This is a genomic window from Methylibium sp. Pch-M, from assembly GCF_004136295.1.
GTDB classification, from domain to species: domain Bacteria; phylum Pseudomonadota; class Gammaproteobacteria; order Burkholderiales; family Burkholderiaceae_C; genus Methylibium; species Methylibium petroleiphilum.
Map to the genome: position 1 here is coordinate 3,458,036 of NZ_CP029606.1, position 24,680 is coordinate 3,482,715.

The 24,680-nt window shown below is 65.5% G+C and carries 13 protein-coding genes; 9 read left to right on the top strand and 4 right to left on the bottom strand.

Annotation, left to right across the window (positions count from 1 at the left end; all coding sequences use genetic code 11):
- Window positions 1-102: 102 nt before the first annotated feature.
- The 7 genes from C1M51_RS16665 (at window position 103) to C1M51_RS19305 (ending at window position 16,082) form a co-directional block, all read left to right on the top strand.
- Window positions 103-2,337, top strand: a complete 2,235-nt coding sequence (locus C1M51_RS16665) for a type I secretion system permease/ATPase (protein WP_129451545.1) — start codon at window positions 103-105, stop codon at window positions 2,335-2,337.
- Window positions 2,334-3,800 carry an HlyD family type I secretion periplasmic adaptor subunit gene (locus C1M51_RS16670; protein ID WP_129451546.1) on the top strand — a complete coding sequence of 489 codons (1,467 nt, stop codon included), beginning with the start codon at window positions 2,334-2,336 and terminating at the stop codon, window positions 3,798-3,800. Before C1M51_RS16665 ends, C1M51_RS16670 begins: the two co-directional genes overlap by 4 nt.
- A gap of 64 nt (window positions 3,801-3,864) precedes the next feature.
- Window positions 3,865-4,059, top strand: coding sequence for a hypothetical protein (locus C1M51_RS16675; protein ID WP_129451548.1), 195 nt, complete (start codon window positions 3,865-3,867; stop codon window positions 4,057-4,059).
- A 77-nt stretch (window positions 4,060-4,136) separates the two neighbouring features.
- Window positions 4,137-5,039 carry a hypothetical protein gene (locus tag C1M51_RS16680; protein ID WP_129451550.1) on the top strand — a complete coding sequence of 301 codons (903 nt, stop codon included), beginning with the start codon at window positions 4,137-4,139 and terminating at the stop codon, window positions 5,037-5,039.
- Window positions 5,040-5,042: 3 nt separating this feature from the next.
- Complete coding sequence (locus C1M51_RS16685; RefSeq protein ID WP_129451552.1) at window positions 5,043-7,007, top strand: hypothetical protein; 1,965 nt, start codon at window positions 5,043-5,045, stop codon at window positions 7,005-7,007.
- A complete protein-coding gene (locus C1M51_RS19300) occupies window positions 7,004-7,615 on the top strand; it encodes a hypothetical protein (protein ID WP_165349711.1) in 612 nt (203 codons plus the stop codon). The genes C1M51_RS16685 and C1M51_RS19300 overlap by 4 nt, the downstream gene beginning before the upstream one ends.
- Window positions 7,616-7,631: 16 nt before the next feature.
- Window positions 7,632-16,082: a calcium-binding protein gene (locus C1M51_RS19305; RefSeq protein WP_165349712.1), complete on the top strand. Its 8,451-nt coding sequence runs from the start codon at window positions 7,632-7,634 to the stop codon at window positions 16,080-16,082.
- A gap of 86 nt (window positions 16,083-16,168) precedes the next feature.
- Here the strand turns inward: C1M51_RS19305 and C1M51_RS16695 are convergent, their stop codons facing one another.
- Window positions 16,169-17,395 (bottom strand): GGDEF domain-containing protein, encoded by a 1,227-nt coding sequence (locus C1M51_RS16695; protein ID WP_129451556.1) that lies wholly within the window; start codon window positions 17,393-17,395, stop codon window positions 16,169-16,171.
- 195 nt (window positions 17,396-17,590) lie between these two features.
- On the opposite strand from C1M51_RS16695, the gene C1M51_RS16700 reads away from it, so the two are divergent.
- Window positions 17,591-18,403, top strand: a complete 813-nt coding sequence (locus tag C1M51_RS16700; protein ID WP_129451558.1) for a TIGR00266 family protein — start codon at window positions 17,591-17,593, stop codon at window positions 18,401-18,403.
- Window positions 18,404-18,433: 30 nt separating this feature from the next.
- Here C1M51_RS16700 and C1M51_RS16705 read toward each other — a convergent pair whose 3' ends face one another.
- The 3 genes from C1M51_RS16705 to C1M51_RS16715 form a co-directional block, all read right to left on the bottom strand.
- Window positions 18,434-20,251, bottom strand: coding sequence for an aminopeptidase P family protein (locus C1M51_RS16705; RefSeq protein WP_129451560.1), 1,818 nt, complete (start codon window positions 20,249-20,251; stop codon window positions 18,434-18,436).
- A gap of 61 nt (window positions 20,252-20,312) precedes the next feature.
- Window positions 20,313-21,677, bottom strand: a complete 1,365-nt coding sequence (locus C1M51_RS16710; protein WP_129451562.1) for an NAD(P)/FAD-dependent oxidoreductase — start codon at window positions 21,675-21,677, stop codon at window positions 20,313-20,315.
- A gap of 106 nt (window positions 21,678-21,783) precedes the next feature.
- Complete coding sequence (locus C1M51_RS16715; RefSeq protein WP_129451564.1) at window positions 21,784-23,163, bottom strand: TAXI family TRAP transporter solute-binding subunit; 1,380 nt, start codon at window positions 23,161-23,163, stop codon at window positions 21,784-21,786.
- A gap of 225 nt (window positions 23,164-23,388) precedes the next feature.
- Between C1M51_RS16715 and C1M51_RS16720 the strand changes: the two genes are divergently transcribed.
- A complete protein-coding gene (locus C1M51_RS16720) occupies window positions 23,389-24,675 on the top strand; it encodes an EAL domain-containing protein (protein WP_129451566.1) in 1,287 nt (428 codons plus the stop codon).
- Window positions 24,676-24,680 lie beyond the last annotated feature (5 nt).

Below are 24,680 nucleotides of genomic sequence, written 5' to 3' on the forward strand. Positions count from 1 at the left end.
TGTAATGTCTTACAGCCTCCCTCCTTGTAGGGGGACGGATTTCAGCCGCCCCCACGTAGCCTCCGGCGCAAATATTCAACGTCGCGTCAGGGAGAAGGCGGCTTGTCGAATGCAACAGGAGGAGGGGCGGTCGCCACAGGGGGGCGCACCGCCGATGAGGGCTCGCGCGCTGCAGCGGCCGACGCAAAAGAAGAGGCGGCTTCGGCGCCTGCCGGGCTGGCCGCACTGTGCATGCTGGCCCGGCTGCACAGGGTGGCCGCCGAGCCCGCCGCGCTCATGCACCAGCTCGGCAAGACCCCCAGCGAACCTTGGTCCACGGACGACCTGCTCTTCGCCGCCAAACACCTGGGCCTCAAGGGCAAGCTCAGCCGCACGAGCCCCGACCGCCTGAGCCTGACCCCGCTTCCCGCGCTGGCCCTGCTGCGCGACGGCCGCACCGTCGTGCTGGCCCAGTGCGACGGCCAGCGCGTGCTGTTGCAGGACCCGAGCGGTCAGCTCCAGGGCGGCCGCCCGGTCATCGAGCCCATCGCCGTGTTCGCCGAACAGTGGACCGGCGAACTCATCCTCGTCATCAGCCGCGCCAGCGTCGCCGGTGAGCTCGCGAAGTTCGACTTCAGCTGGTTCATCCCCAGCCTCGTCAAGTACCGCAAGCTGTTCGGCGAGGTGCTGGTCATCAGCCTGTTCCTGCAGCTGTTCGCGCTGATCAGTCCCTTGTTCTTCCAGGTCGTGATGGACAAGGTGCTGGTGCACCACGGCCTGACCACCCTGGACGTGCTGGTCATCGGCCTGCTGGTCGTGGTGGTGTTCGAGAGCGTGCTCACTGCGCTGCGCACCTACGTCTTCAGCCACACCACCAGCCGCATCGACGTGGAACTCGGTGCCCGGCTGTTCCGCCACCTGCTCGCGCTGCCGTTGGCATGGTTCCAGGCGCGCCGTGTCGGCGACTCGGTGGCCCGTGTGCGCGAGTTGGAGAACATCCGCAGCTTCCTCACCGGCAACGCCCTCACGCTGTTGCTCGACGTGCTGTTCTCGGTGCTCTTCATCGCGGTGATGCTGTTCTACAGCGTGCCGCTCACGCTCATCGTGCTGGCGAGCCTGCCGCTCTATGTGCTCTTGAGCCTGCTGCTCATGCCGGTGCTGCGCGCCCGCCTCAACGAGAAGTTTGCCCGCGGCGCCGAGAACCAGGCCCTGCTGGTGGAGAGCCTCACCGGCATCCAGACCGTCAAGGCCGGCGCGCTGGAGCCGGCCATTGCCCGGCGCTGGGACGACCAGCTCGCCGCCTACGTCTCGGCCAGCTTCAAGACCAGCACCCTGGCCAGCTACGGCCACGAAGGCATCGGCCTGATCGGCAAGCTGGTGGGTGCCGCCACCCTGTGGTACGGCGCCCGGCTGGTGATGGACCAGCAGCTCACCGTGGGCCAGTTCGTCGCCTTCAACATGTTTGCCCAGCGCGTGGCCCAGCCCATCATGCGCATGGCCGAGCTGTGGACCGACTTCCAGCAGACCGGCCTCTCGATGGCGCGACTGGGCGACATCCTCAACACCCGCACCGAAGTGCCGCCGCAGGCCGCGGCCCAGTTGCCGCCGCTGAAGGGCCGCATCCAGTTCGACCAGGTGTCCTTCCGCTACCGGCCCGAGGCGCCGCCGGTGCTGCACGGCCTGAGCCTGGACGTGCGCCCGGGCGAAGTGATCGGCATCGTGGGCCGAAGCGGCTCGGGCAAGAGCACGCTCACCAAGCTCGTGCAGCGGCTCTACACCCCGGAGCAGGGCCGCGTGCTGGTGGACGGCATCGACATCAGCCTGATCGACGCCGCCCAGCTGCGCCGCCAGATCGGCGTGGTGCTGCAGGAGAACCTGCTGTTCAACCGCAGCGTGCGCGAGAACATTGCCATTGCCGACCCGGCGGCGCCCATCGAGCAGGTGATGCAGGCGGCACAACTGGCCGGAGCGCACGAGTTCGTCAGCGAGCTGCCCGAGGGCTACGACAGCCTCGTCGGCGAGCAGGGCAGCGGCCTCAGCGGCGGCCAGCGCCAGCGCATCGCCATCGCCCGGGCGCTGTTCACCAACCCGCGCATCCTCATCCTCGACGAAGCCACCAGCGCGCTCGACTACGAGAGCGAGGCCATCCTGCAGCGCAACATGGCCGCCATCTGCCGGGGCCGCACCGTCATCGTCATCGCCCACCGCCTGAGCTCGGTGCGCCAGGCCCACCGCATCATCGTGATGGACCAAGGGCGCATCGTCGAGGCGGGGCGGCATGACGAGCTGGCGGCCAGGCCTCAGGGCCTGTACGCCCACCTGTGGGCCATGCAGGCCGGCACTGGAGCGCCGGCATGAGCACGGAAGAAGGCACCGCGCTGCTGCGCCACCCGGCGCTGGAACTGTTGGAGCATTACCGGGCCATGTTCCGTGCCGCCTGGGAACGACGCCACGAACTGGCCGGCCCGAAGCGCCTGGCCGGCGAAGCCGCCTTCCTGCCCGCGGCGCTGAGCCTGCAGGAAACCCCCGCCCACCCGGCGCCGCGGCGGCTGGTCATTGCGGTCTGCGCGCTGTTCGTCATCGCGCTCGCCTGGTCCGTGTTGGGGCAGGTCGACATCGTGGCCGTGGCGCCCGGGCGTATCGTCGTCGGCGAACGCACCAAGACCCTGCAGCCGCTGGAGGCCGGCGTGGTCAAGCGTGTGCTGGTGAAGGACGGCGATACCGTGCAGGCCAGCCAGGTGCTGGTGGAACTGGACGCCACCAACGCCGCAGCCGACCAGGCCAGCGTGCAGGAACAGTGGGCCTCGGCCGCCTCCGAGGAGCTCCGCACCATAGCGCTGCTGAGCGCGCTGCACACAAACCGCGCCCCCACCTTGCCTCCCTCTCCCGCCCCGGCGGGAGAGGGCAGGGGTGAGGGTGGGATCCTTCCCAAGCAAACGAGCATCACAACCCAGCTCCACGCCGAATGGCAAGACATCACCGCCCGCCTCGCCAAGCTGGCCGCCGAACGGGCCCGCCGCGAGGCCGAACTGGCCACCGTGCGTGCGCTCATCGCCAAACTCGAGGCCACGCTGCCCATCGCCCAGCAACGCGAGGCCGACTTCCGGCGCCTCACCGAGCAGGGCTTCGTCTCCAGCCACGCTAGCCAGGACCGCACGCGTGAGCGCGTCGAGCAGGAAGGCGATCTGGTCACCCAGCGTGCGCGGCTGACCGAAGCAAAGGCCGCTTTGCAGGAAGCCGAGCAGGCACGCGCCGCCTACCTGGCCGAGACACAGCGCGCGCTCAGCGAACGCCAGGCTCAGGCCGCACTCAAGCGCGAGCAGTTGACCCAGGAGCGCAGCAAGACCGAGCAGCGCAGCCGGCTCACCCAGCTCAGCGCGCCTGTGGCCGGCACCGTGCAGCAGGTGGCCGTGCACACCGAAGGCGGCGTGGTCACGCCGGCGCAGGTGCTGATGGTGATCGTGCCCAAGGACGCCGAGGTGACGGCCGAGGTGGTGATCGACAACAAGGACATCGGCTTCGTGAATGCCGGGCAGGCGGCGGCCATCAAGCTGGAGACCTTCCCCTTCACCCGCTACGGCACGGTGGAAGCGACCGTGAAGAGCGTGACGGCCGATGCAGTGAGCGACGAGAAGCGCGGAGCGATCTTCCCGGCAACGCTGAGCTTGAACCAATCAAGTATCGACATCGACGGCAAGCGCATCGCGCTCAGCCCGGGGATGAACCTCACGGCGGAGATCAAGACGGGCAGGAGGAGGGTGATCGAGTACCTGTTGAGCCCGGTGCAGCGGCACGTCGCGGAAAGCATGAAGGAGAGGTGAGCGAATGACTACTTGTAGAAAGACAAGAGACCGTGCGAAGGGGGCGGATTTGAGGGGAGCAGGCATGAAGAAGGCAACGGATTGCATGCGGCTCCTCGCCGCAACGCTTCTTTCGGCCTGCGGTCCGTCGGAGAAACAGAAGGCGCAGTTCGCAGAAGGACGCGGCGGTGAAGGTACTGTTGAAGCCGGCAACGGCGCGCTGGCAGGAGCAGTTGGCCAAACTTCGGCAAATGACGAACAGTTCGCGGAGGCTGCCTGAAATCGCATCGAACACGATGGTTTGTAACCCTTCTCAGTGCGCTGATCGTCCAGGGCGTGGCGACTTGCGAGCCCTATGTGCCCGTCAAGTGGGCAAAGTTCGTTCCGGTCGAAGGCCAGCCGCTGCCGGTGCCCGAGCAATGGCTCGACACCGACGAAGCGCGTATCGCACACAACCTCAAACTGCCCGACGTGGTGCCCAAGCCGGTGCCGTTCGACTTCAAGGCTGCCGGCGCAGGTGCGGTGTTCACCAGCGATCGCAAGATCGCAGTGAAGTACTTCGATCACTTGTGCAGGGCCGAGGCTGGCGAGTGGATCGTCAAGAAGATCAAGAACGTCGAAGGGCTGTACTTCGCGAGGCCGCAGGACATGCCTTCGGACGATCTGCTGAAGGATCCCTATGGACCCGAAGCCCCTTGGGTGCAGCGGCACTATCAACTAAGGGGCGGGAGCCTTGATAGCGACGGACAACAGTTCGTGAGTCCGCCGAGTCGCAACTACCGCTTCGTTGAACAACCGCGTCGCCGGGATGTGAACTGGCAGGCCGCCATTCGGGAGCCATACATCCGACTTCATGGGTACACGCGGGAAGCTATCCCCGTACCAGGCGTGTACGGAAAAGCCTACGACCAAAGCAACTGGTACTCGTATCGAGAAATGACTCCTATGCGAGTTGATGGCATTGCCAAGCTGACAGCTCAATACGGCTACACGTGGCGCGGACTCCGACGAGTCAAGGATCGAGAGTACGGGATCGCAGGCGGTGAGCTGATCATCTACGACATTCAAACCAAAGAAGTTCTAGCTGCACGCCGAACATTTCAAGTCACCGGAAAGAACCCACGTGGACCAGGCGATGCACTTTGGCTTCTTGCGCTAACTTGCGCTGACACCTTCGACGACCTGCGCTTCGACACCATCGCTGAGTTCGCAGGACGCGTTCTAAACACGACGGAACCATCTTCATTCGGGAGGAAGTGAATCATGTCAAATGCCGATGTTCGTGCGCTCTACGACTACACGCTTGAGCAAATGGCTGCGGAGTCGTACTTCGAGGGCCTGAATCTTTCAACGGCGACGAACGATGACTTGAAGGCTCGGTTGCGACTAGGGACTAATCGCGTTGGCTATCCGCTTGGAGCAGGACCAGAAAATTCCTCCCTCAACGAAGGCTACCCCGGCTACACGCGCATGACGAGCGTGCAGGCTGATGAATTCCTGAGCAAGTACAGCGTCGTTCATCAGTGGTCCGACAACCCGACGCCGACCGGTTCACGTTTGCCACCGGACGGCGACCCATCGTTCGATCAGCTCAACGACGAGATCCTCGCCAACACTGGCCTGTCGGCGACGCTGATCCGCAAGAAGAACCCCGACGGCTCCGCTTCGACCGAATACACGCTCGCCATCCGCTCCACGGAGTTTCGTGATTGGAGCAAGGGGGGCGACGGTGAGCGCGACAAAGCCGGTGCCGACATCACCAGCATCGCCTTCAATGGCTTCGCGCTGGCTCAGCAAGATGCCCTGGAGCGTTACTACACCTGGCTCAAGCAGAACGGTCAATTGCCAACGGGCGCCAGGCTTAACGTCACCGGCTATAGCCTGGGCGGCAATCTTGCGACGGTCTTCACCGAGATCCACAAGTCCGACGCCGACATTCAGTTCGGTGAGACCGTGACCTTCAACGGCGCAGGCCGAGGCAGTTTCAATGAGGCGGCTGGCTCGCTCAGGGACATGATCGACTACTACCACGCCGTCCTCAACGACCCGCGGTTGGCCCCGGACCCGGGCGGCGGCATTCCGTCCAGCCAACGCGGCGCTGCGATTGCCAAGCTGGGAACGGCGTTCGACGCCAAGACCCTCTACAACGACGAGCGCTATGCGTGGGCAGTGACGGCCACGCAGACAAAGTTCGGCCTGACGTTCCAGCCGTTGACCAGCGAATCACGTACTGGCACGAGCGCCGACGCACTGATCACACAAGTCTTTGGCTACGAGACCATTAACAACACCAACTTCACAGCCAACTCCGGTATCCACGGGCCGACGCTACGAGTGGGTATTGAATCGCAGCCCCTTCTTGAAGGAACGGGTGGCTTCTTCGATACCGTAGGTGATTTCGGCAGCGGCCATTCGATCACGCTCATTGCAGATTCGCTGGCCTTGCAGCGTGCAATGCATGATCTGGATTCCAGCTTCGCGATCGACCGGTTCACCACCTCCATCCTCCCCAGCGCCAGCAACAGGAAGCCGGTAAACGGCGCAGCTGCGAACTATGAAGCCGACGCGCTGGAGAGCGTGCTGGATGCGCTGCGTCACGCTATCGTCGGGCCCGCTGTCCAAAAGACCGATTTCAAGGACGGCGCAGGCGGTTTCGGTGACATTGCCATGCGGGAAGGCTTCTATGCCAACCTTGAAGCGTTGACCGACAGTGACGCTTTCAATGCGCTGACCGGCAAGGTCAATATCTCCACTTCAAGCACCAGTTTGAGCAGCGTTGCGCGCAACGACTTTGCCGCATTGCTGAGTCTGATCACGCTTTCATCAATCACGCTCAAGGCCACAGTCGGCAACGAGTCAGCTGTCGAGACGGTACTGGCGAATTCTCACAACGGCATTTACATCGACTGGCTGGCCGACAAGAACCTGACACAAGCCGAGCGCGACGCGGGAAAGGCGATCTATTCCGACAAGTACCTCGCTGATCGCTCCGCCATGCTGGGGTGGATGGTCACACGCAACCAGCTCGACATCGGTGCGACCGAACCGCTCGGCGCCGGCCCTGGCGTACAAGGCATGCATTTCAAGGACGTGGCGTCGGGCACCGAATTCGACCTCGGCATGTCCAATCCTGCGATCGAGAAGCGCCAGACGCAGTTCGGTGGCGACAGCTCAGATCGAGCAGCGAGAAACGTTAGTGCCTGCCACGTTGCGGGAGGTCTCGCATGAGCGGGCTGATCCTCCTGGTGGTTGTGGCCGTGTGGGCAACCCTTGGTTTTGTACTGTGGAAATGTCTCGTGCGTCCAAGGGTTCGAGGCGCTGTCGCGCTCTACGTCGCGACTGTTGGCCTGGTCTTGCTGTGGTTTGTCGGACCGGTTGCTGACGAAATTCTCGGTGCGCGAGAGTTCAAGCGGCTATGCGACGAGACGCCAGCGATGAAATTTTACGGGCCGATCGCGGTAGGGTCAGGTTGGTTCTTTGACGAACGAGGCCAACGGAAACTGTGGGCGCAGCGCGAGATTGAGGAAGGGAAGAGTCCGTTTCCCAAGAGCGACATCAAAGTAGCGTACGCGGAAGGCCGACGATTCCAAGAGGCTTGGCAGCTGGAGTTCAAGTCATCACAAGAGACACATCTCATTCAGGTTTGGCCTATACCTGTTCTTGAAGAGCGACTCACATATTTACATGAAAGCACCAAGAAAGTGGTGCTCGTTTCGTACTGGCGTACCTCGCCTGGTGGTTGGATCAAGCGACTTACTGGATGGAGTAGTCACGCCACCTATCAGTGTCCGAATAGCGGAAATTGGCCGCAAGAGTGGAATTGGATCAAGTACTAATTCAGGATTAAAGACAATGACAACCATTGAACAAGCATTCTTCGAATGCGTTCTCGCCGATCTGTCATACCTTGGTACCTTGAGCGAGGGTATGTCTGAGGCCCAATTTTCGGCGGAAGCTGCAAAACGAATCACAGTCCCTCTTGCCCAGGAAGTCGCTGCGCGATTTGAGATCCTTGCCGTCAAAAGCGATCCAGCGAGCGACTACCAAGGTGTGGTGTTCCGAGACAAGATCACCAAGGAGCTCTACGTAGCCAATCGTGGCACGGAGAGCCTGATCGACATCCTCGATGCCGATCTTGATCTGGCGCTGGGATCCGGTGTCGCTGCGAAGCAAGCCGCCTCGATGGTCAACTGGTGGGCGCAAATCTCTCATTCCGGTACCACGCCGGTGACGCAAGTCGGCGTGGCTGGACCGATATTCGTCACTGCCAGTTCGGTGCAACCGACGGGTGAGGTAGCTCAAGCGCTCGCAGAAGCGGGCGGCAAGGTTCGCGTGGTCGGCCATTCTCTCGGTGGTCACCTGACCACGGTGTTTTCCAGCCTGTTTGCGCCTCAGGTATCTCACTCCTCCACCTTCAATGGCGCGGGCCTATTCTCGACTGGAAGCAAGATTGGCGTAGCGGGCTGGACCAATGCTCTGCGCAACTGGTTGTTCGGCACGGACTCATCGCTTTCGCGACTTGGTCAATTGCTCGGGGTCACTCCGCAGCTTGCCGCCGCCGGCGCCAAGCAAGACAACTTCTTTGCAACCAATGGCCTCAGTCTTACAACCAACGACGTGACCTTCACGCAACTGGGCGTGCGCATCGGGTTGGCCAACGAGCAAAGCACCAATCCATTGAACAATCACTTCCTCTACAAGCAGACAGACTTGTTAGCCCTGGGTGTCGCGCTGGAGAAGTTGATGCCAGGCCTCAGCATTGCGCAACTGAACTCCCTTGCCGAAGCCAGTAGCAATGCGCAAGTGTCGTCGCTAGAGAACTTGCTGGACGGCTTGCGACGACAACTTCAAGGGCTGGCGGTTTCAAGCACACCGGCCATCGATGACGGCGGGGATTGGGCCCAGAGCGTCATGCCTACGCAAAGGGTTGCATTTCAAACCAACCTTAAAGCCCTCACTGACACCAGCGCCTTCCAGTCCATTGCCGGCAAGGTCCGGATCGATCCCAGCAGTGCCGACCTGCGTGCCAAGGCGCGCAACGACTTCAGCGCGATGGCGAGCCTGCTCACCCTCAGTCCGTTGGTGCTCACCGCTACCGATACGGCGAATCAATCCCTTCTCGATACCGTGCTGCAAGGCGCGTGGGGCCAGGCCTACGCCGACTGGCAAGCCGACAAGGCCATGAGCCAAGCCGAGAGAGAGGCCGACCAAGGGATCTTCACTGACCGCTGGATCGCCGATCGGAGCGCCATGCTCGACACGCTGGTGCGCGCCAACCAGAACGATGAGACCTTCTACAATGACCTTGCAGCCAAGGACGTTTGGGTCTATGAAGACAAAGCCAGCAACATCTTGATTGCACGGCAGCCCGTCGGCCCTGGACCCTTCGTCAATCACTACCTGAGCTTTGGTGATCAAGTAGCGAACATGCTTGCCGGAGCGGCCAAAGAAGACCACCTCTACGGCGGCGCTGGCGACGACGAACTGACCGGTTTGGGCGGAGCCGACCATCTTGAAGGCAACGCGGGCGATGATGTATTGAACGGCGGAGATGGCACCGACACCTTGCTCGGCGGCTCCGGAGCCGACACGCTGAACGGCGGCCTGGGCAACGATCAACTCAAGGGAGGCGCCGGCAGCGACACCTACAGCTTCAGCGGCAGCTTCGGCATCGACACCATCGATGATGCGGGAGCCGATGGCAGCATCTCGGTCGCTGGCTTGGGTGACCTGCGCAACTTGACGCTCAAGAAGATCTCTTCGACCGACTGGCAGACGGAAGACCGCTCGGTCACGTGCAGCCTGATCCAGCCTGCCGGACAGGCTGAGTGCCTGATCATTACCGTGGTTGGTACAGCCAGCAACGGTGCGATCCGAATCAATGGATGGGTCGATGGCCGGTTTGGAATCACGCTGGCTGGAACCGCTACCCAACCGACGACGACCAACGTCCTGACAGGCGACTACATCAAGGCCACCAATACCGAAGGCACCCAGTACCGGATCGGCGGCGACGGCAACTACCTCAGCGATGGCGTGCAGGTCAATGCAGCCGATGTCTTGAATGGCTCGGCTGCAGCAGACGCCATTCTTGGCCTGGGCGGCAATGACGGCATTGCCGGAGGGGCAGGCGACGACCTGATTGAAGGCGGTGCGGGCGACGACCTGCTGCTGGGCGGCGCAGGGGCTGACACGATCAACGGCGGCGAGGGAAACGACGAGATCCTCGGCAGCGCAGCCGGTTGGATTGACCGTCCTGTCAGCACCAACTTCACACCGCCAGGCGGCGGCGGCCCCGAACTATCTCGAGGCTTCAGCTGGGTGATCTACACCCCGACGGGCCAGGTCGATTACCTCGTGAGCGGCACGACAGGCGCGGGCATCCATCCCAACGGTGAGAGCACCGGCAATCTGATCGACGGTGGGGCGGGCAACGACCGCATCGGCGCGGGCAGTGGTACCGACATCGTGCATGGCGGAGAGGGCGGTGACCTCATCGTCGGCATGGGCCGGGGTGATGTGCTGTACGGCGATGCAGGCGAGGACCACATTGACGGCGACGGCCCGCAAAGCGAAGGATGGAATACACCCTTTGCCGAGCACGGCGACGATGTCTTGGTAGGCGGAGCCGGTGACGACCAGTTGCGCGGGCAGGGCGGCAGTGACTTGTTGTCGGGTGGCGACGACGACGACCGGCTGTACGGTGACGACTTCAACCTTGCCAATACGCCGCTCAGCATTCATGGCAACGATTGGCTCGACGGTGGCAGCGGTGACGACTACCTGCAGGGAGAAGGCGGTGCGGACGTCTTGTATGGCGGCGTGGGCAACGACACGCTCATCGGCGACGATGATGAAGCAGCAATAGCTGGCAGTTCACACGGCGAGGACTCTCTCTACGGGGAAGACGGCAACGACATGCTCCTTGGTCACGGAGGGAGCGATATGCTGGATGGCGGGGCGGGCGATGACTGGCTGGATGGCGATGGCGATATCGAACAAGTTGCAGGGCAACACCATGGCGACGACTACCTGAGCGGTGGAAGTGGTGCCGATGTGTTGATCGGCCGAGGGGGGCGCGACATCCTCTATGGCGGCGTGGGCAATGATGAGTTGCACGGTGACGCCGATGGGAGCCTTCTGGCCGGGCAGTTCCATGGCATCGACTACCTGGATGGCGAGGCTGGAGACGACAGGTTGTGGGGCTTTGGCGGAGACGACATCCTGATCGGCGGTACGGGGGTGGACTACCTGGACGGCGATGCCGCCGTTGCGGACCTCGGCGCAGCCTTTCACGGCGATGACGATCTCGATGGAGGTGATGGCGACGACACCTTGCGAGGCAGTGGCGGCAACGACGTCCTGCGAGGCGGTGAAGGCTCCGATGTGATCTCGGGAGATCGCCTCGACCTGGCAGCCAATCTCCACGGAGCCGATACGCTGGAGGGAGGGAGCGGCAACGACCAGCTGTGGGGCGATGGGGGCGACGATGCGCTCTTTGGCGGAGAAGGGAACGACTGGCTGGCCGGGGAGGACCAGTCGAGCAGTTCGGCCAACAGCGCGCTGACGGGGAACGATGCGCTCTACGGCGGCGGCGGCAATGACACATTGGTCGGCGGTAACGGAAGTGACGTGTTGGCTGGCGATGACGGCGATGACGCCCTCTATGGCGGCGCAGGTGACGACGTTCTGCGCGGTGGAGCGGGCAACGACATGCTCGATGGTGGTCTCGGCAACGACACGATCCTGTTTGGGCGGGGCGATGGGCAGGATCGCATCAACGGCGGAAATCAAGGTGCCGGCAATGCCGTGCAGCTCATGTCTGGCGTTGCGACTGCAGACCTTGTGTTCAAGCAGGTTTATGAAAGCAGCACGGCCTCCAACTCCGGCCTCGAGATCGGCATTGCCGGCACCGCCGACAAACTCACATTGACTGGCGCGTTCGCGTTCGACAACCCAGGTGCCTACAGTCCCGTGCAGCAGTTGTGCTTCGACGATGGCACGAACTGGAACCTTGCGGCAATCCGGGCTGCCTTGTTCGCCGGCACGGCCGGCGACGACAACCTCACCGGGACGGTGGATGTGGAGACCATCAACGGAGGGGCCGGCAATGACACCTTGATTGGTGGCACGGGTGACACGCTGGCAGGTGGCGTAGGAAACGACAAAATTGTCGGCTCGAACAGCATTGTTATGTTTGGTCGTGGTGATGGAAGCGACACGGTTTCAGGTAGCGAAAACGTCGTGAAGTTCAAGCCCGGTGTCACGGCGAGTGATCTGTCGTTCAGGCAAGTTGATGAACTCAGCACAGGCCGACCTTCCGCATTGGAGGTCAGCATCGCTGGCACGACTGACAAGCTAACCTTGTCTCGGTTTTTCTACTTTGAGGGACAGCCGTTCGCTACCCGTGCAGTCATGGAGCTTCAGTTCGCCGATGGCTCCGCCCTTGACCGTGATGCGATCGTGGCGAAGCTTTTCGCAGGTACGGCGGGAGACGACACGATCTTCGGATCGATGGGTGATGACACTGTGAGCGGCGGTGCCGGAAACGATTTCCTCGACGGATGGCTCGGTGGCAACGACGTGCTGATGGGCAATGATGGAAACGATGGTCTGATCGGACGTGGGGGGAATGACACGCTGATAGGCGGGCTTGGTAACGACTATTTGATTGGCGACGTGGGCGATGACGTGTTCATCTTCAATGCCGGGGACGGCAATGATCTCATCACCCCTAGTGTGTACGACGATCGACCCGATCGCATGGACACACTGAGCTTCGGCACGGGCATCACAACGGACGACTTGGTTCTGCGTCAGGCTCCTACAGGTCAGGGGAATCCTTTTATTGGCTTGCCGCTGGCCTACCAATTCGTGGTCGGCTTCCGGAACGCGTCAGACAGCGTGACCATCGTCGACATGATGACTTACTCTGACGATCCTGCGCGCGTGCCACTCCAGTACTTTCGGTTCGCCGATGGAACGGTCTGGAACAGTGAGGAGATTCGCAGCCGCCTGCTGTCTGGAACGTCCGGCGACGACTTTCTGTCCGGCAGTTTCATGTCCGACACGATTTCAGGTGGTGCCGGCAATGACACCCTCAATGGATACGGAATGAACCCAGACACGCTGTTGGGCGGCTTGGGCGACGATGTTTATCTAGTGTGTTACGGCGACGGCGCTGATCGCATCGAGGACACGGATGGCGACGACAGCATCGTCTTCCTGCGGCGTTATCCTGAGGAAGAGGTGCTACCTTCCGATGTGAGCGTGAGCGTCGACGGAGATGATGTTCTGCTGACCATCGGTGCCTACACGGATCAACCGCTTCGGTTGGTCGGCGCAGCCGTCGAAGGTGGGGCCGGAACGATCGAATCGGTTCAATTCACGAACGGCGCGGTATGGACCGCCGAAGATCTGCGTCTTGGCCCGGCCATTCGTGGCACCGACGGCAATGACGTTCTGGTTGGAACCGGTGCGGCCGATCAGATCATCGGTGCTGCGGGCAACGACGTGCTTCGTGGGCTCGACGGGAATGATGTCCTGCAGGGCGATTCAGGGGATGACCGTCTCGACGGTGGGGCCGGTGCAGACACCATGACCGGGGGAACGGGAAATGACACCTACGTCATCGACGAGAGTGGTGATGTCGTAGTGGAATTGGCCGCTGGGGGAACGGACTCCATCGAGACTTCCGTGAGTTTTTCGCTCTTGGCCGAGATGGAGAACTTAACTCTGACGGGCAACGCCAGCATCAACGCCGTCGGTAACTCGCTGGACAATACGCTGATCGGGAATGTTGGCAGTAATCGTCTTGACGGGGGAGGCGGCGCAGACTCGATGGCCGGTGGATCCGGCGATGACACCTATGTTGTCAGCGACGCCGCCGATAGCGTTTCCGAGTTGGCTGGCGCCGGGGTCGATTCGATCGAATCTTCGGTCTCGTGGACGTTGGGAAGCAATATTGAGAACCTGACGCTGGTCGGGGCGTTGGCCATCAACGGGACCGGCAACACGCTCAGCAACCGACTGACGGGAAACGGTGCCGACAATGTGCTCAACGGTGGTGGCGGCGCCGACACACTGATCGGCGGGGCCGGCAACGACGGCTACGTCGTGGACACCACGGCCGACGTCGTCACCGAGCTGGCCAACGAAGGCACCGATGGCGTCAGCAGCAGCATCACCTACACGATCTCCGCCAACGTCGAGAACCTGACGCTCACCGGCACGTCTGCCGTCAACGGAACCGGCAACGCGCTGGACAACGTGCTGACGGGCAACAGCGCGGCCAACGTGCTGACGGGCGGCGCTGGCAACGACACCTACTTTGTCGGTACAGGCGATACGGTGACCGAATCCGCCAGCGCGGGCACAGACACGGTGTCCTCGTCGATCACCTGGACGCTCGGGAACAACCTCGAGAACCTCATGCTCACTGGCTCGACCGCCATCAACGGGACCGGCAACACATTGGTCAATGTGCTCACCGGCAACGGCGCCGCCAACACACTCGACGGCAGCAGTGGCGCCGACACCCTGATCGGCGGGGCCGGGAACGACCGCTACGTTGTAGACAACACGGCCGACGTGGTCACCGAGTTGGCCAGCGAAGGGACTGACCTTGTCAGCAGCATTGTGACCTATACGCTTGCTGCCAACGTCGAGAACCTCACGCTCACTGGCCCGACAGCCATTAACGGGACAGGCAATGCGCTGGATAACGTACTGACGGGCAACAGCGCGGCCAACGTGCTGACCGGCAGCACCGGCAACGACACCTACGTTGTCGGCACCGGAGACACCGTGACCGAAGCCGTCAGCGCAGGGACCGATACGGTGTCTTCGTCGATCACCTGGATCTTGGGCAGTAATCTAGAAAACCTGACGCTCACGGGCACGTCGGCGGTCAACGGGACCGGCAATGCGCTCGACAACGTGCTGACCGGCAACAGCGCTGCCAACGTGCTCACCGGTGGCACCGGCAACGACACTTACGTCGTCGGCACCGGAGACGCCGTGACCGAAGCCGCCAGCTCAGGAACCGACACGGTGCAGTCGTCCATTACGTGGACACTCGGGAGCAACCTTGAGAACCTCACCTTGACGGGAACCAGCACGATCAACGGCACAGGCAACACACTGGCCAACGTTCTCGCCGGCAACACCGCTGCCAACACGCTCGATGGTGGCACCGGCGCCGACACCCTGGTCGGTGGCGCCGGCAACGACAGTTATGTGGTGGACAACACCGCCGACGTGGTCACCGAACTCACAGCCGGAGGGACTGACGGGGTCAGCAGCAGCGTGACGTACACGCTCAGCGCCAACGTCGAGAACCTCACGCTCACCGGCTCCACGGTGATCAACGGCACCGGCAACGCTTCGGACAACGTCCTCGCCGGCAACAGCGCCGCCAATGTACTGAGCGGGGGGACTGGCAACGACACCTACGTCGTCGGCACCGGAGACACCGTGACCGAAGCTGCCGGTGCAGGAGCCGACACGGTCCAGTCGTCCATCACCTGGACCTTGGGCAACAACCTCGAGAACCTCACGCTCACCGGCAGCAGTGCCATCAACGGCACCGGCAACACGCTGGACAACCTGCTGACCGGCAACAGCGCCGCCAACGTGCTGACCGGCGGCGCCGGCAACGACACCTACGTCGTCGGGACGGGCGACACCGTGACTGAAGCCGCCAGTGCGGGGACCGACACCGTCTCGTCAGCCATCACCTGGACCCTGGGCACCAACCTCGAGAACCTCACGCTCACCGGCAGCAGCGCCGTCAACGGCACCGGCAACACGCTCAACAACGTGCTGACCGGCAACTCTGCCAACAACACGCTTACCGGCAACGCCGGCAACGACACCCTGGACGGCGGCGCGGGCACGGACACGCTGGCGGGTGGCACCGGCAACGACAGCTATGTGCTCGGCCGCGGCCATGGTGCCGACACGCTGCAGGAGAACGATGCCACCGCCGGGAACGTCGACGTTCTTCAGTTCCTGAGCGGAGTGTCCACCGATCAGATCTGGCTGCGCCAGGTGTCGAACAACCTCGAGGTCAGCATCATCGGCACGTCCGACAAGGCCACGCTCACCAACTGGTACTTGAGCAATGCCTATCACGTGGAGCAATTCAAGACCTCGGACGGCAAGACCCTGCTGGACTCAAAGGTGCAGAACCTGGTCAGCGCGATGGCGGGCTTCGCGCCGCCAGCTGCGGGCCAGACCACGCTGCCGCCCAGCTACCAGACGGCGCTGGCCCCGGTGATCGCCGCGAACTGGAACGGGTGAATGCAGCCGCGCTGGGGCCCACGGCGGCCGGGGAGCGGGAGGTGGGCAGGTCGGCGGTGCGTGTGCGCTGGCGCCCCGCCCACCGCTCAGAGCGGATCGAGCCCCAGCGACCGGCTCTCGCCGAACACCGTATCGGGGCCGTCCTGCCGGGCCGGTACGGCGCGGCGTCGGCCCTGGCGCTTGGCTTCGTAGAGCGCGAGGTCGGCGCGGTGCTGTGCCGCGGCGAGCGATTCGCCGGTGTGGATCTGCACCAGCCCGAAGCTCAGGCTCAGTGGCAGCGGGAAGTTCTTGCTCGCCTGGTCGAGGTTGCGCGTGATGCGGTCTGCCACGTGCAGCGCGTCGTCGACGCTGGCGCCCGGCAGCAGCAGCATGAACTCGTCACCCCCGACACGGCCCATCACGTCGCGTGTGCGCAGCGTGTCGCGCGTGCAGCGGGCCACCAGCCGCAGCGCCGCATCGCCGACGGCATGGCCGTGGTTGTCGTTGACGTGCTTGAAGTGGTCGATGTCGAACAGCATCAGCACCGACGGCGGCGCGGCGCCGTTGCCGACGATCGCGGTGGCCAATTCCTCGAAGTGACGGCGGTTCGGCACCTGGGTGAGCATGTCGATGTCGGCCAGCACGCGCAGCTGGCGCTGGGTCTCGCGCAGGTCGCGCACGGTGCGCTCGTGCGTGAGCACCAGGCAGAGGTAGACCGTGAACAGCATGCTCAGGAGCAACGGCAGCACCACGCCGGTGACCACCAGCGATTGAGCGGGCAGCGCGCCGGCGCCCTGGGAGAACATGCTGGCCAGGCGCAGCATGGGGACGGCGGCCTGAACGATCATCACCGCCATCAGCAGCTTGAGGGCCGGACTGCGGCGGAAGTCGTCGAGCTTGCCGATGAAGACGGCGGCGTACAGCAGCAGGATCATCGACCCGGCGCCGTAGGCCAGCGAACGGATCTCCTGCCGCGTGCCGGCCAGCCAGCACGCGAGCCAGGTGAGGTAGCAGGCGGCGTACAGCGCCACGTCGACCCGCGTCGAAGAGAACTGCCGGTCACGCGAGAAGAAGCGCCGCAGCCCGGTGGTGACCAGCACCGGCCAGGCCAGCACCAGCAGGCAGGCCGGGACCACGGCCGCGGGCCACACGCCGCGCAGGCCGTGCAGCACCGCGCCCAGCGTGGCCAGCCACATGGCGCCCACCCACCACCAGTAGCCGCGGTAGACGCGCTGGCTCAGGCCGAACACCGACATGATCGCTGCGGTCGCCCCCATCACGACGACGGCCAGCAGCATCAGCGTCGGCAGGTGGATCGTGAAATCGGAGGTCACGGGCGGTTTCTGCAAGGGGTAACCCGCGATTCTGGGAGTCGAGGCGTGGGTGATGGCTCCCCCAAAAGGGGGTGCGCGTCAGGTCCCAAGCGGCGCCGGCGCAGGAGGCCGTTCGCGGACCGGCAGGAGTTCACGGCACTTCGCTACCATCGTGCCCCGCAAGATTGTGCGCAAACGCACTGACGGAGACCGAGCATGGCGATGGACGTGATCGATTACGAGATCAAAGGCGCAGAGATGCAGTTCGTCGAGGTGGAACTCGACCCCGGCGAGGCCGCCATCGGCGAAGCCGGCAGCATGATGTTCATGGACGCCGGCATCGGCATGGACACGGTGTTCGGCGACGCATCGGCGCAACAGGGCGGCTTCTTCGGCAAGCTGCTGGGGGCCGGCAAGCGCCTGGTGACCGGCGAATCGCTGTTCACGACGGTCTACACCAACAACGTCGGCAGCAAGCAGCGCGTGGCGTTCGCGGCCCCGTACCCCGGCAAGATCCTGCCGATGGACCTGCGGACCCTGGGCGGCACGCTGATCTGCCAGAAGGACGCCTTCCTGTGTGCCGCGCGCGGCGTGAGCCTGGGCATTGCCTTCCAGCGCAAGCTGTCGGTCGGCTTCTTCGGCGGCGAGGGCTTCATCATGCAGAAGCTCGATGGCGACGGCCTGGCCTTCGTGCATGCCGGCGGCACCGTGCTCAAGCGCGAACTGCAGCCCGGTCAGACGCTGCTGGTCGACACCGGTTGCGTCGTGGCCTACACGCAGAACGTGGACTTCGAGATCCAGTACGTCGGCAAGGTCAAGACGGCACTGTTCGGTGGCGAGGGCCTGTTCTTCGCCAAGCTGACCGGTCCGGGCACGGTGTGGCTGCAGAGCCTGCCGTTCTCGCGGCTCGCGTCGCGGGTGTTCGCCGCGGCGCCGCAGCGGGGCGGTTCGCGCGAGGAGGGCTCGGTGCTCGGCGGCTTCGGCGCCGGGGGCTTGCTGGGGGCGGTGCTGGGCGGCGACGAGGAATAGCGCGCGGGCAGGCGGCCGAGCGCCGCCGCATCAGACCGGCTGCGTGCGCGCCAGCAGCCAGGCCCGCGCCGCGCCACTGACGAGCGGCGCGAGCCGCTCGCGCACCGTGGCGTGGTAGCGGTTCAGCCAGTCGATCTCGTCGGCGCGCAGCAGTGAACGCTCTAGGCAGCGCGTGTCGATGGGGCACAGCGTCAGGGTCTCGAACGCGAGGAAGTCGCCGAACTCGTCGCCCGGTGCCGGCACGTTGAGCACCAGGTTCTCGATGCGCACGCCCCAGCGGCCCGGCCGGTACAGACCGGGCTCGATGCTGGTGACCATGCCCGGCTCCATCGCCATGTCGGGCGTCGGCACGGCCTTGCTGATCGACTGCGGGCCTTCGTGCACGTTGAGGAAATAGCCCACGCCGTGGCCGGTGCCGTGCCCGTAGTCGAGCGATGCGGCCCACAGCGGTGCCCGTGCGATCGCGTCGAGCATCGGGCTCGCCGTGCCGCGCGGGAAGCGCGCCTGGCTCAGCGCGATCGTGCCCTTCAGCACCCGCGTGCAGTCGTGCTTCATCGCCTCGGTCGGCTTGCCGATCGGCCAGACGCGCGTGATGTCGGTCGTGCCGCCCAGGTACTGCGCGCCGGAGTCGATCAGCAGCAGCCCGTCGGCAGCGACACCGGCGGCGCTGGAGATCACCGCATGGGCTTCCGGCGTGGCCCGGTAGTGCGGCATCGCGCCGTTGGCATTGAAGCCGGCGATCACCGGGAAGCTCAGCGATACGTAGTCGGGCTGGCGCGCGCGTTCGGCGCTCAGGCGCTCGTCGATGGTCAGTTCGGTGATCGGCTCGCGACCGAGCGCGTTCTCGAACCACGCATAGAACGCGCACATCGCCGCGCCGTCGCGCGCCATCGCTTCGCGGATGAAGGCGGCCTCGGGTGCGGACTTGCGGCTCTTGGCGAGCGTGGACGGGTTCACGGCCTCGATGAGCCGCACCGAGGACGGCACGGCTTCGCGCAGCCCCAGCGTCACGCGACGCGGATCGACCAGCAGGCGCGCATCGCCGGGGAGCGCCGCGAGGGCGGCCCGCGCCTGCGCGTAGGGGTGCAACTGCACGCCGTCGGCGGCCAGTGCGGCGGCCAGAGCGGCCTCGACCTTGCCCTCGCCGATGAACAGCAGCGCGGCCTCTGTGGACACCAGCGCGTGCGCCAGGAACACCGGGTTGTAGTCGACGTCGGCGCCACGCAGGTTGAACAGCCAGGCCAGGTCGTCCAGCGTGGAGACGAGGTGGTGGCTCGCGCCGCGGTTCGCCATGGCCGCGCGCAGCTGCGACAGCTTCTCGCCGCGCGACAGCGGCGCGTGCGGCGCACGATGCTCGTAGACCGGCACGGCGGGCAGCGTCGGGCGCTCCGGCCACGCGGCTGCGAGCGGATCGGTATCGGTGCGCAGCACGATGCCGGCGGCGTCCATCACCTCGCGCAACTGCTTCGCGGCCGCAAGGCCCAGCACCGCGCCGTCGACGGCGAGCGTCTGGCCGGGGCGCAGCGCGGTGGCGATCCATTCGATGTGCGTGGCCGCGGTGCCGGTGGCGATCTTCACCAGCTCGATGCCGGTGCCGGCGAGCTGGGCCTCGGCCTGCACCCAGTAGCGGCTGTCGGCGAACAGCGCGGCGCGATCGGCCAGCACCACCAGCGTGGCCATCGAGCCGGTGAAACCGGAAAACCACGCGCGGCCCTGCCAGTGCCCGGGCAGGTACTCCGACAGGTGCGGATCGCTGGACGGCAGCAGCACGGCATCGGTCTGCCGCGCGGCCATCGTGGCGCGCAGGCGCTCCAGGCGCAGCCGGATCGAGGAAGTGCGTGTGTCCATGCGGGTCCTGATCGAGGCTGGCGACCGCACCGCCCCGGTGGCCTCGATCTTAGAACCTCGCCTAGCCGGCCGCCGGCCGGTGGGCATCGGCCTCCGCCTCGGCCACCACGCGAGCCTGGCGTTCGAAGCTGAAGTAGGCCCAGGCCCAGTCGCTGAGTACCACCAGGCGGTTGCGGAAACCGATCAGGAAATAGATGTGCACGAACAGCCAGAACAGCCAGGCGGGCATGCCGCTGAAGTGCACACGCCCGAACACCGGCAGGTCGACCATCGCGATCGCGGCGCGGCGGCCGATGGTCGCCAGTGCGCCATAGTCGTTGTAGCGGAACGCTGCCGTCGGTTCACCGCGCAGGCTGCGCAGCAGGTTGGTCGCGGCGGTGCGCCCCATCTGCTTGGCCGCCGGGCTGACGCCGGGCACCGGCGTCGGCGCGCCGCGCTTCGGGTGGCTCTGCGCCGCTGCGAGATCGCCGACGACGTGGATCTCGGGGTGGCCGGCCAGGCTGAGGTCGGGCTCCACCACCACGCGGCCGGCGCGGTCCAGTGTGCAGCCGGTGAGCTCGGCGAGGGCCCGCCCCAGCTTCGAGGCGGCCACGCCGGCGGCCCAGACCACGGTCTGCGCCGCGATGCGCTGCGGGCCGTCGGCACCGGCGTAGCTCAGTCCCTCGGCGTCGATCGCGGTGACGCTGGCGCCGGTGCGGACCTCCACGCCGAGCGACTGCAGTTGCTCGAGCGCACGCTGCGACAGCTGCTCGCTGAAGGCGCCCAGCACGCGCGGACCGCCCTCGACCAGCACCACGCGCGAGCGGCGCGAGTCGATGCGGCGGAATTCGTCGTGCAGCGTGTGGTGCGCGATCTCGGCCAGCTGCCCGGCCAGCTCCACGCCGGTCGGCCCGGCGCCGACCACCGCGAACGTGAGCCACGCTTCGCGCTTCGCGGGGTCGGTTTCTCGCTCGGCATGCTCGAAGGCCATCAGCACGCGGCGCCGGATCGTGAAGGCGTCGGCCAGGGTCTTCAGGCCCGGCGCATGGGCGGCCCAGTCGTCGTGGCCGAAGTAGCTGTGGGTGGCACCGGCGGCGACGATGAGGTGGTCGTAGGCGATGCGTTCGCGGCCGTCGAGCGTGACGCTGCGCGTGGCCGTGTCGATGCCGGTCACCTCGCCGAGCAGGATGGTCAGGTTGCCGCGCTGCATCTCGCGGCGCAGGATGTGGCGGATCGGGCCCGAGATCGCGGGCGCCGAGAGGTTGGCGGTCGCCACCTGGTAGAGCAGCGGCTGGAACAGATGGTGGTTGGTGCGGTCGATCAGCATGATCTCGACGTCGGCCCTGGACAGCGAGCGGACGGCTTCGATGCCGCCAAAACCACAGCCGATGATGACCACGCGAGGGCGCGGCGCGCCGTCGGCGCGGGAAGGGGAGGGAGCGTTCATGACGAGGCGCCTCCGAGCGCCTGGCGGGGAATGTCGTCGTGGGGAGCGTCGGCGGATGGGGCGGACGTGTCGGGCCGGCGTCGGCCACGCGGAAGGCAGCCCACCGTCATGGGGTGGCTGCCGGGGTCTGGGCGCCCAGTGCGCGCAGCTTCTTGCGCACCAGGTCGATGTGGCTGCGCAGCGCATACAGCTCGTCGGCATGCGACAGCGGGACCTGCAACTGCTTGACGCGGGCATCGAGCGCGTCGAGCTCGTCCATCAGCGGTTGGGCATCGGCCGGCCCGTCCGGGGCGTCGGCCAGGCTTTCCTCGATCTGGCGCAGCCGGCCGTACCAGCGGAACACCCGCGAGCGGATGCGCAGTTCGTACAGCGGCGGCACCACGCGCGACAGCGGGATCAGCACCACGATGATCGAGGCCAGCACCACCCACATCCGGTCGATCAGGTTCGCGACCCAGAACGGCAGGTAGCGCTGCAGCCAGGGCGGACCGGTCTCGAAGAAGCGGTCGGCCTCCTTCGACATCGGCAGTTCCACCGCGCGCCGGTTCGGAAACTCGCCGCGGCGCTGGAACCAGCCCGCTTCGCTGTGGATCGCGTTGGCGGCCTGCACGAACAGCTGCTGCAGGGCCGGATGGGACGATGCGCGCGCAACCAGCGCGGCCGTGGGGGCCAGCAGCTCGATGTCCTCAGGCGGTACGTCCTCGGCCAGCTTCACCACGCCGCGCGGCAGGCTCACCGGCGTCAGCATCGGCAGGCGGCGCGCGTACGCCTCGGCCTGGTCGAAGCTCATCAGGCGGATGCCGGGCGTCAGCAGCAGCAACTGCACCATCGGGGCCTCGGGCGCGGAGACCAGCGCCAGCGCGTCGGTGTTGCCATCGAGCAGGCTCACGACGGCCGGTGTCTGCGTCAGCCGCTGGGCGACGATGTCCTCGGGCCCGAGGCCGTTGGTGTCGAGCAGCCGTCGCATCAGGTTGGTGATGCCGCTGCCCTGGGCCCCGATGTTGACGCGCCAGCCCTTGAGCTTCGCCACCGAGTCGAGCCGCTCGCTGCCGATCAGCCGCCTGGCGCTGTCCTCGCGATAGAACAGCCAGATCGGCTCGTAGAACAGGCTGCCCAGCGACACCAGATCCGGTGGAGGCGCTTCGTCGCCGCCCCGCAGGCGACCGGCACCGCCCTGCACGAAGCCGAAGTCGACGCCCGAGTCCGGGTCCTCGAGCAGCTTCAGGTTCTCCGCCGCACCCTGGGTCGTGCGCAGTTCGACCTGGATGCGGTGCTTGGCCAGCGCCGCCTGGTAGCGTTTGCCGAACTCGGCGTACGCCCCCTGTTCCGGCCCGGTGGCCAGCACCAGCTTCTTCGGCGGGCTCGGGTCGAGTGCCCAGTAGGCCAGCGCCAGGAGCGCCACCGTCAGCAGCACGAACGGGCCGGCGGTCATCAGCAGGTCGCGGCTGCTCAGCAAGGTGTGACGCAGGGAAGGCAGGCGGGGCATTGGAGCAGTCGGGGCGGGGCGAACGGAGGTCGCATTCTCGTCCAGCGTGTGCGGGGTCACATGCTGGGCGCATCCGATCCACCGGGGAACGCCCGGTGCGGGCGACTCGATCCGGCGACGGGCGAAGAGACTCGGGCGGCGAAATAGTGCTTCAGTCGCGCGTTTCGTGACCGATACCCGGGAGTGGCGCCTTGCCGGGCGCGTTCTCTGCTTGTGCAACGACCGATGTCCGCTGTCCCGCCCCTGACCCCGAGTTTCGAAGCAGCGCTGGCCTGCCTGAGTGGTCTTGGCGGCCCGGCCGGCCAATCGGTCACAGGCCACCATGCCGGTCTCCGGCTCGCCAGTCATTTCCAGCCGATCTTCAGCCTGTCGCATGGCCGTGTGGTCGGTCACGAGGCCTTGCTGCGTGCCAGCGACGTGACCGGCGCCGGACTGCCGCCGCCGCGGTTCTTCGACGGATACGACTTCGACGAACTGCTGTGGCGCGACCAGCTGGTGCGCACCATGCACATGGCGAACTACGCCAAGGCGGCGCCGCAGTCCCAGTGGCTGTTCCTGAACCTGCACCCGCAGGTCTTCCTGCAGTCGCCGCAGACGACCTTCGATGCCTGCAGCGAAGCGATGCCCGCCGACCTGCGGTTGCAACCCAAGCAGATCGTCGTCGAGGTGCTCGAGGACGCGGTGCGCGACGACGCGAACTTCGATGCCGCCGTCGCGACCATCCGTTCCCAAGGGGGCCTGATCGCGCTCGACGACTTCGGCGCCGGGCATTCCAACTTCGATCGCGTGTGGCGCCTGCGCCCCGAGATCGTCAAGCTCGACCGCAGCCTGGTCGAGCGCGCGGCGCTCGACCTGCGTGCGCGCCGTGTCGTGATCCAGATGACCTCGCTGCTGCACGAATGCGGCGCGCTGGTGCTGATGGAAGGCGTGGAAACGGAGGCCGAGGCCTTCGTCGCGCTGGAAGCCGACGCCGACCTGGTGCAGGGCTATTTCTTCGCGCGGCCGCAGGCGGCGCTGGTCCGGCCGGATCACGCCAGCGAGGCCCTGAACGCGATCTGGAGCGGCTTCGGCGAGCGCTGGCGCGAAGAGGACGCGGGCTATCGCGAGCGCATCGCGCCGTATTTCAACGCCATCGGCTACGCGTCGGCGCTGCTGGCCGGCGGGCGTCCGCTCGAGGAGGCGACGCAGTCCTTCCTGGCCTTGCCGGGCACCGAACTCTGCTATCTGCTCGGCCAGGACGGCCGGCAGGTGGGCGTGAACCAGTGGGGCCGCAGCCCCGCCGCGGGCAACGGCACGGCGTTCGAGCCGTTTCGCGACACGCGCGGTGCGCGCTGGGCGCGTCGGCCCTATTTCCGCCGCGCCGTCGCGGCGGTCGGCAAGGTGCAGGTCACCCGGCCATACCGCACCTTGCACGGCTCGCACCTGTGCGTGACGGTCTCCACCGCCTTCCGGGCCCCTGCCAGTCAGGGCGGGGAACTGCAGGTGATCTGCGGCGACCTGACCTGGTCCTAGATCGG

Coding starts and splice junctions, on each gene's coding strand:
- C1M51_RS16670 (WP_129451546.1), top strand. CDS start 2,334: ATGAGCACGGAAGAAGGCACCGCGCTGCTGCGCCACCCGGCGCTGGAA.
- C1M51_RS16675 (WP_129451548.1), top strand. CDS start 3,865: ATGAAGAAGGCAACGGATTGCATGCGGCTCCTCGCCGCAACGCTTCTT.
- C1M51_RS16685 (WP_129451552.1), top strand. CDS start 5,043: ATGTCAAATGCCGATGTTCGTGCGCTCTACGACTACACGCTTGAGCAA.
- C1M51_RS19300 (WP_165349711.1), top strand. CDS start 7,004: ATGAGCGGGCTGATCCTCCTGGTGGTTGTGGCCGTGTGGGCAACCCTT.
- C1M51_RS19305 (WP_165349712.1), top strand. CDS start 7,632: ATGACAACCATTGAACAAGCATTCTTCGAATGCGTTCTCGCCGATCTG.
- C1M51_RS16700 (WP_129451558.1), top strand. CDS start 17,591: ATGGCGATGGACGTGATCGATTACGAGATCAAAGGCGCAGAGATGCAG.
- C1M51_RS16705 (WP_129451560.1), bottom strand. CDS start 20,251: ATGGACACACGCACTTCCTCGATCCGGCTGCGCCTGGAGCGCCTGCGC.
- C1M51_RS16710 (WP_129451562.1), bottom strand. CDS start 21,677: ATGAACGCTCCCTCCCCTTCCCGCGCCGACGGCGCGCCGCGCCCTCGC.
- C1M51_RS16715 (WP_129451564.1), bottom strand. CDS start 23,163: ATGCCCCGCCTGCCTTCCCTGCGTCACACCTTGCTGAGCAGCCGCGAC.
- C1M51_RS16720 (WP_129451566.1), top strand. CDS start 23,389: ATGTCCGCTGTCCCGCCCCTGACCCCGAGTTTCGAAGCAGCGCTGGCC.